The organism is Herbihabitans rhizosphaerae, assembly GCF_004216555.1.
Classification (GTDB): Bacteria; Actinomycetota; Actinomycetes; order Mycobacteriales; family Pseudonocardiaceae; genus Herbihabitans; species Herbihabitans rhizosphaerae.
Genome location: NZ_SGWQ01000011.1, coordinates 117519 through 133344 on the forward strand (window position 1 = coordinate 117519; position 15826 = coordinate 133344).

General features: G+C 70.7%; 5 protein-coding genes. All 5 read left to right on the plus strand.

Features of this window, described 5'->3' with window-relative positions; genetic code table 11:
• Positions 1–83: 83 nt before the first annotated feature.
• Entirely contained in the window at positions 84–1568 is a 1485-nt protein-coding gene (locus EV193_RS26660; protein ID WP_242613693.1) for an AMP-binding protein, read from the plus strand.
• A complete protein-coding gene (locus EV193_RS26665; protein WP_130347674.1) occupies positions 1565–2800 on the plus strand; it encodes a type III PLP-dependent enzyme in 1236 nt (411 codons plus the stop codon). The genes EV193_RS26660 and EV193_RS26665 overlap by 4 nt, the downstream gene beginning before the upstream one ends.
• Positions 2801–2866: 66 nt before the next feature.
• On the plus strand, positions 2867–3391 hold the full coding sequence (locus tag EV193_RS26670; RefSeq protein WP_130347675.1) for a cobalamin B12-binding domain-containing protein: 525 nt from the start codon (positions 2867–2869) through the stop codon (positions 3389–3391).
• Positions 3388–4752, plus strand: coding sequence for a methylaspartate mutase (locus EV193_RS26675; protein ID WP_130347676.1), 1365 nt, complete (start codon positions 3388–3390; stop codon positions 4750–4752). Before EV193_RS26670 ends, EV193_RS26675 begins: the two co-directional genes overlap by 4 nt.
• A gap of 88 nt (positions 4753–4840) precedes the next feature.
• The gene (locus tag EV193_RS26680) at positions 4841–15709 is read left to right on the plus strand and encodes a type I polyketide synthase (protein ID WP_130347677.1); all 10869 of its coding nucleotides are present in this window, start codon (positions 4841–4843) and stop codon (positions 15707–15709) included.
• Positions 15710–15826 lie beyond the last annotated feature (117 nt).

Here is a 15826-nt window from a genome sequence, read left to right on the forward strand (position 1 = left end):
TCGCTAGACGGGAGAGGGCCTTGGGCGGCTTGACGGGCGCGGTCCAGCGCATTCCTGAAAAAACTCATCAGCCGGGTAGACTCGTGCACGATCTGTTGGATTCCGTGCACGCGGCGACACCGACGGCGACCGCGGTTCGCGATTCTCGGGGCGCTTGGACGTTCCTCGAGCTCGTCGAATACAGCCACGCGTTCTCCAGGTGGTTGCACGGCAAGGGGGTCCAGCACGGCGACCGGATCGTGCTGCAGTTGCCGACCGACCGCGAGCTGGTGGCGATGTTCTACGGCGCCTCGCGTCGTGGCGTCGTCTTCGCCCCGGTCAACCCGGCGATGAAGACCTTCCACCTGAAGTCGGTGATCGCGAACGCCGAGCCGGAGCTGGTGATCGGCGATTCGACGTCGGTCGGCCCGCTGCGGGAGGCGACCGATCTGCCGGTGTACGACCTGGCCGACGTGTGGCGCGAGGTGGTGCACCTGCACTCGCGCGGCACCCCGGTCGAGCCGGCCGCCGTCACACCCAACGACGTCGCCGCGTTGATCTACACCTCGGGGAGTACGGCCGCGCCGAAGGCGGTGATCTGTCCACACTCGCAGGTCACCTTCGCCACCGAGGCGATCACCACGACGCTCGGCTATCGCGCCGACGACGTCGTGTTCTGCCGCTTCCCGATGTCCTGGGACTACGGCCTGTACAAGGTGCTCATGGCGCACTTCGCCGGTGCCGAGATCGTGCTCGCCGGCGGTGAGTCCGACCTGGTGCTGCTGAACCGGATCCGCGAGACCAACGCCACGATCGTGCCGCTGGTGCCGTCGTTGGCCAGCATGATCGGCACGCTGGCCAAGCGCGCCACCGACTCGACGCCGAGCCTGCGCATGTTCACCAACACCGGCGCCGCGCTGCCGCAGTCGACGATCGACTCGCTGCGCCAGGCGTTCCCCGGTGTGTCGGTGGTGCGCCAGTTCGGGCAGACCGAGTGCAAGCGCATCACGATCATGCCGCCGGAGCAGGACGGCACCCGCCCGGACGCGGTGGGTCTCCCGCTGCCCGGCACCTCGGTGCTGATCGTGGACGCGGACGGCAACGAGCTGCCGATCGGCCAGGTGGGCGAGATCGTGGCCGAGGGCCCGCACGTGATGCCCGGCTACTGGCGCAATCCGGAACAGACCGCGCGCGCGTTCCGGGCCAATCCGCGAACGGGTGAGCCGAGGCTGCACACCGGCGACTACGGCCGGCTCGACGACGAGGGTTTCCTCTATTTCGAGGGCCGCCGCGACGACATGTTCAAGCGAAAGGGAATTCGCATGAGCACGGTCGAGATCGAGGCGGCCGCGATGGACATTCCGGGAGTACGGGCCGCGGCCGCACTTCCGCCGACGCCGAAACGCGACCTCGCGGTGTGCGTCGAGTCCGACCTTCCGTCGCACACGATTCTGCGTGAGCTGGCCCGCCGGCTCGAAGCGCAGAAAGTGCCGGCGACCTGTCACGTCCTCGAAGATTTCCCGCTCACTCTGCACGGAAAGAACGAGCGGAAACAGTTGGCCTTGATGCTTGATGGGAGCGACGCGTGAGCCGTCATCGTGAGCTTGCCGACCAGTTCGGCACCCCGCTCTATGTCTACGACCTGGACAAGGTCGAGGCGGCACGGCGCGATCTGTTCACCGCCCTGCCGGAGGAATTCGACCTGTTCTTCGCGCTCAAGGCCAACCCGCACCCGGAGATGGCCCGAGCGCTGCGCGAGGGCGGTGATCGGGCGTGCCGCGCGGAGATCAGCTCCACCGGTGAACTGACCGCCGCGCTGACCGCCGGGTTCGTCGCGGGGGAGATCCTCTACACCGGGCCGGGCAAGACCGACGGCGAGCTGCGCGAGGCCATCGGCAAGGGCGTGCGGCACTTCTCCGTCGAGTCGGTCACCGACATGGAACACGTCGGCGCCGCGGCCCGCGAGCACGGTGTGGTGGCCGACTGCCTGCTCCGGATCAACAGCGAAACCTCAAGTGCCACAACGAGTATCCGCATGACCGGCAAGCCGTCGCAGTTCGGCTTCGACACCGAGACGCTCGCCGAACTGGCGCCGCGACTGACCAGTGTGGACGGTGCGCGGGTGGTCGGCGTGCACCTGTTCTCGCTGAGCAACGCCAAGGACGAGACCAGTCTGATCAGCGAACTGCAGCACAGCATCACGATCGCCGCGCGGATCCAGGACGAGGTCGGCGTCACGTTCAGCCTGGTGGACATCGGCGGCGGGTTCGCCGCGCCGTATGCCACGCCCGGCAGCCGCCCGGTGTACGAGAAGCTGCGTCAGGAATTGGGCAGCACGCTGGACGTGCACTTCCCCGGTTGGCGTGAGGGTGCGCCCCGGGTGGCCTGCGAGTCCGGGCGCTACCTGGTCGGCGACTCCGGCACGCTGCTCTGCGGCGTGGTCAACATCAAGGAGAGCCGTGGCCGCACCTTCGTGATCCTGGACGCGGGGATCAACACGTTCGGCGGGATGTCCGGGCTCGGCCGGCTGCTTCCGGTCGCGGTGCAGCCCGACCCTGACCATGTTGGGGACGGGCCGGAGCACACCGAGCGGGCGAGTCTGGTCGGGCCGCTGTGCACGCCGGGCGACATTCTCGGCCGCGAGGTCAAGCTGCCGCCGCTCACCGCGGGTGACGTGATCGAGATTCCGAACGCCGGCGCGTACGGGCCCACGGCGAGCCTGCTGATGTTCCTCGGCCGGCCGGCGCCCACCGAGGTGCTGGTGCGCGGTGACAAGGTCGTCTCCGTTTCTCGGATCGAGCCGCAGCGCGTTTACGAATAGAGCCGCCCTTTCCGGCGGATCGGCTTGGCGAATTCCCGTTCGCCTGGTGGAAGGAGCGTGCCCAGAATGAGTACTTCTTCGGAGAGCTGGATTTCGACCGACAACGCCACCGACGTGATCCGTCGGGACGTCGATTCGATCAACGAGACCGGTGGCAGGGGCCGCACGGTCGTGGTCACCGGGCTGGCGTCCGACTCGCACACCTGGAACCTGGTCTACCTCCAGTTGCTGGTCGAGGAACTCGGCTACGACGTGGTGAACCTCGGTCCGTGCGTGCCGGACGACCTGCTGGTCAGCGAGTGCCGGGACATCCAGCCGGCGCTGATCGTGATCAGCAGCGTGAACGGGCACGGCTTCACCGACGGCATGCGGGTGATCGACCAACTGCGTGCCCAGGAGCAGCTCACGGCCACGCCGGTGGTGATCGGCGGAAAGCTCGGCGTCACCGGAGGGGAAAGCGCGCAGCACATTCAGGATCTCGTCGCCGCCGGATACGACGCCGTTTTCGAGGACGGTGCGGATACCACACTGTCGTTCAGCAAATTCGTCAAATCGATGCCGCAGCCGGCCGATCAGAAAGCATTGTCATGACAGTCCCGGTGCTCGGGCGGGGCGGGTTCGGCGATTTCGTCGCCCGTGCCCGCACCGCCGGGGAACTCGTCGTCCAGCCGAGGATGGGGTTCAGCGACCCGGTGGACATGCGCGCCGGGTTACAGGCGGTGAAGGCGGCGGGGGCCACCACGGTGGGCACCCTCACGCTGGACAGCTACACCCGAGTGGGCGACCTGCGCAACGCGGAGAAGGCGCTCAGCGACGGGGTGCGGCTCAACGGGTACCCGATCGTCAACTACGACGAGGCCACCACCCGCGCCGTGCTCGCCGGTGTGCGCGGCACCGACTTCCCGGTGCAGGTGCGGCACGGCTCGGCGGTGCCGCTGGACATCTTCGCCGCGCTGATGCGCGCCGGTATCGACGCCACCGAGGGCGGGCCGGTGTCCTACTGCCTGCCCTACGGACGCACCCCGCTCGACGAGTCGGTGCGCAACTGGACACGGTGCTGCGAATTGTTCGTGTGGCTGCGCGAATTCGGTATGGAGCCGCATCTGGAGACGTTCGGCGGCTGCATGATGGGACAATTGTGCCCGCCGAGCCAACTGGTCGCGATCAGCGCGCTCGAAGCGCTTTTCTTCTACCGGTTCGGGATTCGCAGCATTTCCGCGAGCTATGCCCAGCAGACCAATATGGAGCAGGATCGCGAGGCCGTGGCGGCGCTGCGGCGGTTGTGCGCGGAGCTGTTGCCGGCGGCACAGTGGCACGTGGTGATCTACGGCTACATGGGTGTCTACCCGGCCTCCGACGAGGGCGCGTACGCCCTGCTCGGCCGGTCCGCCGAGCTGGCCGTGGCGAGCGGTTCCGAGCGGCTGATCGTCAAGACCGTCGCCGAGGCGCGGCGCATCCCGACCATCGAGGAGAACGTCTCAGCGCTCGAGTTCGCCGCCGGCGTGGCGCACGACACCGACCCGGCCGACTACCCGGCGGTCGATCAGGACTCGCAGGTGTATGCCGAGGCCAGGGCGCTGGTGGACGCGGTGCTCGACCTCGACGACGACCTCGGCCGGGCGCTGTTGCTCGCGTTCAAGCGCGGCTATCTGGACATCCCGTACTGCCTGCACCCGGACAACATGGGCTCGGCCCGCAGCTACATCGACGACGACGGGCGGCTGCGCTGGGCCGAGCTGGGCTCGCTGCCGCTCGGGTCGGTGGTGGACAAGGTGAGCCCGCGCAAGGTCGCCTCGGCCGATCTGCTCACCGCGCTGTCCTACGTGCGCCACACCTACGACGACGCCGCACTCGAGCACGCTGCGGCGAGAACCATTTCCGGCACCGAGCACGTGCTGCCGAGAAAGCAGCACGAGCGGCACGGGATTGCCCGGACACGACGGGGCCGTTAGGGGTTCAGCTGGGGTGGCACCTCAAACTACCGTCGAATTTTGAAGTACTGCGTTTCGATTTCGCCTGCCAATGTAGTGGAGTGCGCGGATGAGCGAGTCCGAAATCGTCGAGCCCGGAGAAACCGTGACCGAGGGGACGGAAAGCGCGCTCGCCCAGCGACTGCGCGGTCTGCCGGCCGGGGAGCAGGCGAAGGTCATCCTGGACCTGGTGCACGACGCGACCGTGGCCGCGTTGCGGTCGGTGCGTCCGGACGCGCCGGGCACGGTGAACACCGACGCGCCGTTCCACGAGCTGGGTTTCGACTCGCTGGCCGCGGTCGAGCTGCACGCCCGGCTGGCCGAGCAGACCGGCATGGAGGTGCCGGTCACCGTCGCGTTCGACTACCCGACGCCGGCCGTGCTGGCCAAGTATCTGCGCGCCGAGGCGCTGGGGTTGGCCGACGAGGCACCCGAGCCGACCGGGGTCACGATGGTCGACGACGACCCGATCGCGATCGTGTCGATCGGCTGCCGCTACCCGGGCGGCTCGTCGTCCCCGGAAGCGTTGTGGTCGCTGGTCTCCGGCGAGCAGCACGTCATCTTCGACATGCCGACCGACCGCGGCTGGGACGTGGACGGCATCTACGACCCGGACCCCGGCACGCCGGGCAAGACCTACGTGCGCGAGGGCGGCTACCTGCCCGACGCCGGTGACTTCGACGCGGAGCTGTTCGGCATCTCCCCGCGCGAGGCGTCGGCCATGGACCCGCAGCAGCGGCTCGTGCTGGAGACCGCGTGGGAGGCGTTCGAGCGCGCCGGGATCGACCCGACTTCGTTGCGCGGCAGCCAGTCCGGCGTGTTCATCGGTGCTGAGCCGCAGGAGTACGGACCGCGGCTGCACGAGGCGCCCGAGGGCCTGGACGGCTACCTGCTGACCGGCAACGCGCCGAGTGTTGTCTCCGGGCGGGTGGCCTACTCGCTCGGACTGGAGGGCCCGACCCTCACCCTGGACACCGCGTGCTCCGGCTCGCTGGTCGCGTTGCACCTCGCCGCGCAGTCGTTGCGCATGGGCGAGTGCTCGCTGGCGCTGGCCGGCGGTGTGGCGATCATGGGCAGCCCCGGCACGCTGACCGCGTTCAGCCGGCAGCGCGGGCTCGCCCCGGACGGCAAGTGCAAGGCGTTCGCGGGTGCGGCCGACGGCACCGGGTTCGCCGAGGGTGTCGGCGTGCTGCTGTTGGAGCGGTTGTCCGACGCGCGTCGCAACGGACACCCGGTCATCGCAATCGTGCGCGGCAGTGCGATCAACCAGGACGGTGCGAGCAACGGCATCACCGCGCCGAACGGTCCCGCGCAGCAGCGGGTGATCCGGCAGGCGCTGGCCAACGCGCGGATCACCCCGTCCGACGTGGACGCGGTCGAGGCGCACGGCACCGGCACCCGGCTCGGCGACCCGATCGAGGCGCAGGCGATCCTCGCCACCTACGGGCAGAACCGCGAGGAGCCGTTGCGACTCGGCTCGGTGAAGTCGAACATCGGGCACACCCAGGCGGCGGCCGGCGCGGCCGGTGTGATCAAGATGATCATGGCGATGCGCAACGGCGTGCTGCCCCGCACGCTGCACGTGGACGAGCCGACCCCGCAGGTGAACTGGACGGCCGGCAACGTCGAGCTGCTCACCGAAACCGTTGCGTGGCAGCCGAAGGACCGCCCCCGCCGGGCCGGCATTTCCTCGTTCGGCGTGAGCGGCACCAACGCGCACGTGGTGCTGGAGGAGCCGCCGGCCGTCGAGGTCGACGAGCCGGAGGCGCTGCCGTCGTCCGGATCGGTGCTGCCGCTGCCGCTTGCCGGCAAGAGCGCCGAGGCACTGGCCGGGCAGGCCGGCAAGCTCCAGTCCTTTGTGGACTCCTCCGAGGACGCGCTGGCCGACCTGGGCCTCTCGCTGGCCACCACCCGCGCCGGCCTCGAACACCGCGCGGTCGTTCTCGCCGCCGACACGACCGAGGCCGCTCAGGGGCTCGCGGCACTCGCCGCGGGCGATGAGGGTGCCAATGTGATCACCGGCTCGGTGGTCGGCGGCAAGCTCGCGTTCCTGTTCACCGGCCAGGGTTCGCAACGGCTGGCCATGGGCCGGCAGCTGTACCAGACCTTCGACGTGTTCGCCAAGGCGCTCGACGACGCGTGCGGCTACCTCGACCTGCAGTTGGAGCTGCCGCTGGGCGATGTGCTGTTCGCCGAGCCCGGGTCGGTGTTGGTGCCTCCTTCGCCGGCAGGCGCGGGTGACGCCGCGCTGCTGAACCAGACCGGGTATGCCCAGCCGGCACTGTTCGCCGTCGAGGTGGCGCTGTACCGGTTGCTGGAGTCGTGGGGCGTCACGCCGGACTTCCTTGCCGGGCACTCGATCGGCGAGCTGGCCGCGGCACACGTGTCCGGCGTGCTCTCCCTCGAGGACGCGGCGACCCTGGTGGCCGCACGCGGGCGGCTGATGCAGGAGCTGCCGTCCGGTGGCTCGATGGTGGCGATCCAGGCGACCGAGGACGAGGTCGCGCCGCTGCTTCCGGAGCAGGCCAGCATCGCGGCGATCAACGGGCCGTCCGCGGTCGTGGTGTCCGGTGTGTACAGTGCGGTCGCGGTGGTGGCCGAGCACTTCGAATCGTTGGGGCGCAAGACGAAGCGGCTGACCGTGTCGCACGCGTTCCACTCGCCGCTGATGGAGCCGATGCTGGCGGAGTTCGGCCGGATCGCGGCCGTGCTGGACTACCGGCAGCCGCGCATTCCGGTGGTGTCGACCGTGCACGGGCGGCTGGCCACGGCCGACGAGCTGTGCGACCCGGAGTACTGGGTGCGCCAGGTACGCGCGGCCGTGCGGTTCGCCGACGCGGTGCGCGAGCTGGAGGGCAAGGGCGTCACCACGTTCCTGGAGCTGGGCCCGGACGCGGTGCTGTCCGCGATGGGGCAGGACAGCGTGTCCACCGAGGACAGCGCGTTCCGGTCGGTGCTGCGCCGTGACCGCGACGAGGAGCGCGAGCTGGTCGGCGCGCTCGCGTTCGCGCACGTGCGCGGGATTTCCCTGGACTGGCAGGCGTTCTACGCGGCACACGGTGGCTCGCGGACGGTCGAGCTGCCGACCTACGCGTTCCAGCACAAGCGCTACTGGCTCACCCCGCCGGCCGCCGCGGGCGACGCCTCCGGGTTCGGTCAGGAGGCGGCCGAGCACCCGTTGGTTGGCGCGGTCGTCGGTTTGGCCGGCGGCGACGGGGTGGTGCTGACCGGGCGGGTGTCGCTGCGGTCGCACCCGTGGCTGGCCGATCACGTGATCTCCGGGGTGCCGCTGCTGCCCGGCACGGCGTTCGTGGAGCTGGCGGTGCGCGCCGGCGACCAGGTCGGCTGCCGGGTGCTGGAGGAGCTGACGCTCGCCGCGCCACTGGTGCTGCCCGAGGACGGGAGCGTCGCACTCCAGGTTGTCGTGTCCGACGTGGACACCTCGGGCCGGCGGACCGTGCGGCTGTACTCGCGTACCGAGGGTGCCGAGGAGTGGACGCTGCACGCGGACGGCGTGCTCGCCACGGCCGCCGACAAGATCGTCACCAAGGAGGGTGCCGGCCTCACCGAGTGGCCGCCCCTGCACGCGCAACCCGTTGACCTGCAAGGGTTCTACGACAATCTGGCGAACTCCGGCTACGAGTACGGCCCGTTGTTCCACGGCGTGCGCGCGGTGTGGAAGGGCGCGGACGGCGAGGCGTTCGCCGAGGTCGCGTTGCCCGACGGCGCCGACTCGGGCGCGTTCGGGCTGCACCCGGCGCTGCTGGACGCCGTGCTGCAGGCGACCGACTTCGCCGAGTCGCACGACAGCGACGAGACCCGCCTGCCGTTCGCGTGGACCGGTGTGTCGCTGTACGCCACCGGTGCGTCCGCGTTGCGGGTGCGGATCACGGCGGAGGGCACCGACGGCGTCTCGCTGATGCTGGCCGATCCGACCGGGATGCCGGTCGCCTCGGTGGAGAAGTTCGTCACCCGCCCGGTGCCGGCCGACGCGCTGCGCCCTGCCGGTGCGAAGGGCGACTCGCTCTACCGTCTCGAGTGGACAGACGCGCCGCCGGCCGGCGACACGCCGTCGGACCTCGTCGTGCTGCCGTGTGCCTCGTGGTTCGAGGTGGACTCCTCGGTGCCGGCCGCGGTGCGCTCGGCGACCGGGTTCGTGCTGGACGCGGTGCGGGGGTTCCTGGCCGACGAGGAGAAGGCCGAGTCGCGGCTGGTCGTGCACACGCACGGCGCGATCGCGGTGGACGCCGACGACGACCCGGCCGACGTGACGCTGGCACCGGTGTGGGGCCTGGTGCGCGCGGCTCAGTCGGAGAACCCCGGCCGCATCGTGCTGGTCGACTCCGACGTGGACGACCTGGACGCGATCACGGGCGCGGTGAGCACCGGCGAGCCGGAACTGGCGCTGCGCGACGGCCGTGTGCTGGTGCCGCGCCTGGTTCGCGACGAGTCCACTGTGGACGGTCCGGACTTCGGTGACGGCACCGTGCTGGTGACCGGTGGCACGGGCGGCCTGGGTGGCCTCCTGGCGCGGCACCTCGTCGGCACGCACGACGTGCGGCACCTGCTGCTGACCTCGCGTCGCGGGCTGGACGCGCCGGGTGCTGCCGAACTGCGCGACGAGCTGACGGCTCTCGGCGCGTCGGTGACCGTGGCCACCTGCGATGTCGCGAACAAGGCAGCGCTCGCCGCCGTGCTCGCCGAGATCCCGGCCGAGCACCCGCTGACCGGTGTGGTGCACACGGCCGGCGTGCTGGACGACGGGCTCGTCGGTTCGCTGACGCCGGAGCGGCTGGACACCGTGCTGCGACCGAAGGTGGACGCGGCCTGGCACCTGCACGAGCTGACCCGCGGGCCGGACCTCACCGCGTTCGTGCTGTTCTCCTCGTCGGCCGGCCTGGTCGACTCGGCGGGACAGGGCAACTACGCGGCGGCGAACGTGTTCCTGGACGCGCTGGCCAACTACCGGCGCTCCTCCGGCCTGCCCGCGACCGCGCTCGCCTGGGGCCTGTGGGCCGGCGAGGTCGGCATGGGCGGCGGGCTGTCCACCGCGGACCTCGATCGCATCAACCGGCTCGGACTCGCACCGTTGTCCGCCGAGGAGAATCTTGCGTTGCTCGACGCCGCGTTGCGAAGCAACGCGGGCGCGTTGCTGCCGGTGCGACTGGACACGGCGGCGTTGCGCGCACGGCCGGACGGTGTGCCACCGGTGTTCTCGAAGCTGGTGCGCACCCCGGCCCGGCGCGCGGCGGCCACCGCCGCTGTCCCAGGTGGACAGTCTTTCGCGGACGGCATCGCGGCACTGCCGGACGCCGAGCGCGAGCAGGCGTTGCTGGACCTGGTGCGCACGCACGTGGCGGCGGTTCTCGGGCACGAGTCGGGTGACGCGATCGAGCCGAGGCGGGCGTTCTCCGAGCTGGGCTTCGACTCGCTTGCGGCGGTCGAGCTGCGCAACCGGCTGAACGCCGCGACCGCTCTGCGGCTGCCGGCGACGCTGGTTTTCGATTACCCCACAACGATTTCGCTGGCCGAGCACATCCGGGACAAGGCGCTCGGTACCTCCTCGCCAACGGTCACCACGCCGGTGGTCACGGCGTCGAACGACGAGCCGATCGCGATCGTGGGCATGGCCTGCCGGTACCCGGGCGGCGTGGCCAATCCGGAGGACCTGTGGCGGCTCGTCGCCGAGGGGCGCGACGGAGTGGCCGGTTTCCCCACTGACCGCGGCTGGGACGTCGAGGGCATCTACGACCCGGAGATCGGCAAGTCCGGCACCACCTACGCGCGTGAGGGCGGATTCCTCTACGACGCGTTGCGGTTCGACCCCGGCTTCTTCGGGATCAGTCCGCGTGAGGCGCAGGGCATGGACCCGCAGCAGCGGCTGCTGCTGGAGGCGTCATGGGAGGCGTTCGAGCGGGCCGGGATCGACCCGGTCGGGCTGCGCGGCTCCCGGACCGGTGTGTTCGCCGGCGTGATGTACCACGACTACGCCACCCGACTGCGGCACGTGCCCGACGACATCGCGGGCTACCTGGGCAACGGCAGCCTCGGCTCGGTGGTTTCCGGCCGGATCTCCTACGCGCTGGGCCTGGAGGGCCCGGCGGTCACCGTGGACACGGCGTGCTCGTCGTCGCTGGTGGCGTTGCACTGGGCGATCGCGGCGTTGCGTCGCGGCGAGTGCTCGCTGGCCCTGGCCGGCGGTGTGACCGTGATGGCCACCCCGGACACGTTCATCGACTTCTCCCGTCAGCGCGGGCTCGCGCAGGACGGCCGGTGCAAGTCGTTCTCCGACACGGCGGACGGCACCGGTTGGGGCGAGGGTGTCGGCATGTTGCTCGTTGAGCGGTTGTCCGACGCGCGTCGCAACGGACACCCCGTTCTCGCAACGGTGCGCGGCAGTGCGATCAACCAGGACGGCGCGAGCAACGGTCTGACCGCTCCGAACGGCCCGTCGCAGCAGCGGGTCATCGCCGCCGCATTGGCCGACGCCGGGCTTCGACCGTCCGATGTGGACACGGTGGAGGCGCACGGCACCGGCACCACGCTGGGCGACCCGATCGAGGCGCAGGCGCTGCTGGCCACCTACGGGCAGGACCGTGCCGGTGATCCGCTGTGGCTCGGCTCGATCAAGTCCAACATCGGGCACACGCAGGCGGCCGCCGGTGTCGCCGGGATCATCAAGGTGGTTCAGGCGATCCGGCACGGCAAGCTGCCGAGCACACTGCACGTGGAGGAACCGTCCAGCAAGATCGACTGGACCGAAGGGGCCGTCGAGCTGCTCACCGAGTCGCGTGACTGGCCGAGCGTGGAGCGGCCTCGGCGCGCGGCGGTGTCCAGCTTCGGCATCTCCGGTACCAACGCGCACGTGATCATCGAGCAGGCCGATCCGGAGCCCGTGTCCGACGTGGACACCGAGCCCCGCGAGGGCGTGCTGGCCTGGACCGTCTCCGCCAAGACCGCCGACGCACTCGCCGACCAGGCTCGCCGTCTGTCCACTGTGGACGCCGATCCGCTGGACATCGCGTACTCGCTGGCCACCACCCGTGCCGCGCTGGAACACCGCGCTGTGGTGGTCGGCTCGACCGAGGACGACCTGCGTGCCGGGTTGACGGCGGTCGCGGAGGGTTCGCCCGCGATCCGGGACGTGGCAGCCGGCGGCAAGCTGGCCTACCTGTTCACCGGTCAGGGCGCGCAGCGGCTCGGCATGGGATCCGGTCTGTACCAACGGTTCCCCGTGTACGCGGAGGCGTTCGACGCGGTGTGCGCGCACCTGGACGAGCTGCTCGACCGGCCGATCAAGGACGTGGTGTTCGCCGAGCCGGAGGACGCCGACGCGGCTCTGCTCGACCAGACCGTCTACACCCAGACGGCGCTGTTCGCCGTCGAGGTGGCGCTGTTCCGGCTGCTCGAATCGTGGGGTGTCCGGCCCGACTTCCTGGCCGGCCACTCGATCGGTGAACTGGCCGCCGCGCACGTCGCCGGTGTGCTCAGCCTCGCCGACGCGGCGACACTCGTGGCCGCGCGCGGGCGGCTGATGCAGGCGCTGCCCGAGGGTGGCGCGATGATCGCCGTCCAGGCGACCGAGGACGAGGTCGTCGAGCTGCTCAACGGGCACACCAAGCTGTTGGGCATCGCCGCGGTGAACGCGCCGAACTCGGTGGTCATCTCGGGTGACGAGGACCTGGCCGTGGAGACCGCCGCGCGGATCGCCGCTCAGGGCCGCAAGACCAAGCGGCTCAACGTGTCCCGCGCGTTCCACTCGCCGCTGATGGAACCGATGCTGGCGGAGTTCGAGCGGGTCGCCAACGGGCTGACTTTCTCCGCGCCGCGTATCCCGATCGTGTCCACACTGACCGGAATGTCGACCGTCGCCGAGGAGCTGACCGACCCCTGGTACTGGGTGCGGCACGTGCTCGAGGCGGTCCGGTTCCGCGATGCCGTGGTCACCCTGGAGGGCAAGGGTGTCACCACCTTCCTCGAGCTGGGTCCGGACGGCGTGCTGTCCGCGATGGGCCAGGAGAGTGTCACCGCTGAGGACGTCGAGCCGCTGTTCGCGCCCGTGTTGCGGCGCGACCGGGACGACGAGACCGAGATCGTCAGCGCGCTGGCTCGTGCCTACGCACGCGGTGTTTCCGTTGACTGGCAACGGTTCTACGCCGACCGTGGTGCGCGCCGGATCGACCTGCCGACCTACGCGTTCCAGCACAAGCGCTACTGGCTGGACATCGGCACCGCGACCGGTGACGCCGTCGGGCTGGGGCTCGCCGAGGCAGGCCACCCGCTGGTCGGCGCGACCGTGGCGCTGCCGGATACCGGTGGTCTGGTGCTCACCGGGCGGCTGTCCACCGAGACCCACCCGTGGCTGGCCGATCACGCCGTGCTGGGCAGTGTGCTGCTGCCGGGCACCGCGTTCGTGGAGCTGTCGCTGCGCGCCGGCGAGCAGGTCGGCGCGCCCACACTGGAGGAGCTGACCCTGTCGGCGCCGCTGGTGCTCCCCGAGCGCGGTGGTGTCCGGCTCCAGGTTTCCGTTGGCGCGCAAGACGAATCGAGCCGGCGCACGGTGTCGGTGTACTCGCGGCCGGAGTCGGCGCCGGTGGACGGGGCGTGGACCAAACACGCGACCGGCACGCTGACCGACGCCCCGATCGCTGTGGCCACTGTGGACGAATGGCCGCCGAAGGATGCCACGGTCGTCGACGTGGACGCCGTGTACGACGAGCTGACCGGCGGTGGACTGGAGTACGGGCCGACCTTCCGCGGGCTGCGCGCGGTGTGGCGGTCGGGCGAGGACGTGTTCGCCGAGGTCGCACTGCCCGAGGACGCGGCGGAGACGGCCGGATCGTTCGGCGTGCACCCGGCTCTGTTGGATGCCGCGTTGCACGCGATCGGTGCGGGCCAGCCGTCCGAGCAGGCCACCCTTCCGTTCGCGTGGAGTGGTGTGGCGCTGCACGCGGTGGGCGCCTCGGCGCTGCGGGTTCGCGTCTCGCCGGCCGCTGGAGACGCGGTGTCGCTGGCGGTGTTCGACGGCGCCGGGACACCGGTCGCCACCGTGGAATCCCTTGCCGTGCGGGCGATCTCGGCCGACCAGCTCGCTCCGGCCGGCGGTGTGGACGGGCTGTTCCAGGTGGACTGGACGGCCGTGCCGGCACCGGAGGCCGGCCCGATCGGCGGAGTCGCGGTGATCGGCTCCGAGTCCGTCGCGGCCGCGCTGAACACGGCCGGTGTGCGGGCCGAGGTCGGGCCGTCGCCGGTGGCGGTGGCCGACGCGGGCGTGGTGCCGGATGTGATCGTGCTGCCGATCTCCGGTTCGTCCGATGTGGACACGCCGGCCGCGGTGCGCGCGACCACGACGGAAACCCTTGCCGCGGTTCAGGTGTGGCTCGCCGACGAGCGGTTCGCCTCGTCCCGGCTGGTGATACTGACGTCGGGTGCGGTCGGGGAGATCACCGATCTCGCCGCCGCACCGGTGTGGGGCCTGGTGCGCTCGGCGCAGGCGGAGAACCCTGGCCGGTTCGTGCTAGTGGACGCGGCCGAGTCGGACCTCGGTTCGCTGCCGGCCGCACTGGCCACCGGTGAGCCGGAGATCGCGGTGCGCAACGGTGAGCTGCTCGTTCGCCGGCTCGCGCATGCGGAAGCCGGCTCGGGTTCGCCGGACTTCGGTGACACCGTGTTGATCACCGGCGGTACGGGTGGCCTCGGTGCGCTGTTCGCGCGGCATCTCGTTGCGACACACGGAGTTCAGCGCCTCGTGCTCACCTCCCGGCGGGGGATCGACGCTCCCGGTGCGGCCGAGTTGCGCGATGAGCTGGACGCCGATGTGACTGTTGCGGCGTGCGATGTCTCCGACCGGGACGCGATCGCAACGTTGCTTTCCGAGCACCCCGTGACCGCAATAGTGCACACCGCCGGCGTGCTCGACGACGGCCTGATCGCATCGCTCACGCCCGAACGGTTCGACACCGTGCTGCGGCCGAAGGTGGACGCGGCCTGGCACCTGCACGAACTGGCCGGTGACCTGTCCGCGTTCGTGGTGTTCTCCTCCGAGGCCGGCACGATCGGCTCGCCCGGCCAGGCGAACTACGCGGCGGCGAACACCTTCCTGGACGCGCTCGCCGAGCAGCGGCGCGCCGCCGGAAAACCCGCGCACTCACTGGCCTGGGGCCTGTGGGCCGGTCACGGCATGGCGTCCGGCCTCGGCGACGCCGACCTCAAGCGGATCAGCAAGGGCGGCAGCGTCGCGATCACACCGGAGCGCGGCCTTGCGTTGTTCGACGCGGCGCTTGCCGGCGACCGGGCGGCGGTCGCACCGGTGCCACTCGACCTGACCGCCGTTCGGGCGCTGGGCGAGGACATCCCGGTCGTGCTGCGCGGCCTGGTCCGGCCGCCGGCTCGCCGTGCCGCCGCGCAGGTGGAACAGACAGTGGTGGAGGAGCAGTCGCTGGAGGACCGGCTCACCGCGCTGTCCGGGCCGGAGCGCAAGCGGCTGCTGGTGGATCTGGTGCGGGCCAACGTGGCCGAGGCGCTCGGGCACGACGGGATCGCCGCGATCGAGCCGAACAAGGGCTTCATCGAGCTCGGGTTGGATTCGCTGGCCGCACTGGAGCTGCGCAACAAGCTCAACGGTGCGACCGGACTGCGGCTGCCGGCGACGCTCAGCTTCGACTACCCGACGCCGTCCGCGATCGCCGAGTACCTGCTCACTGAGTTGATTGGCGAGGAGGCGAACGAGTCGGAGCTGGAGGCCGAGCTGGCGCGGTTGGAGTCCACATTGGACTCCGCGACGCCGAGCGACGAGGAGCGCGCCAGCGTCGCGGCCAAGCTGCGGGAACTGACCAGCAAGTGGCTGGAGACCGACGAGGAGGAGGACACCGGCGGCGGGCTCGACACGGCGACCGCCGACGAGATGTTCGACATCCTCGACAACGAACTGGCCACGTAGCCCAAACAGCGCGAATCCCTTGCGCCGCAATCGAATCCCGGGTTCGTCCCACCCCCCACCCGATCCCGGGGGCGGCCCCGAGTCCAGCGTACCGGTCCTCGGTGATCGACAGGGGTC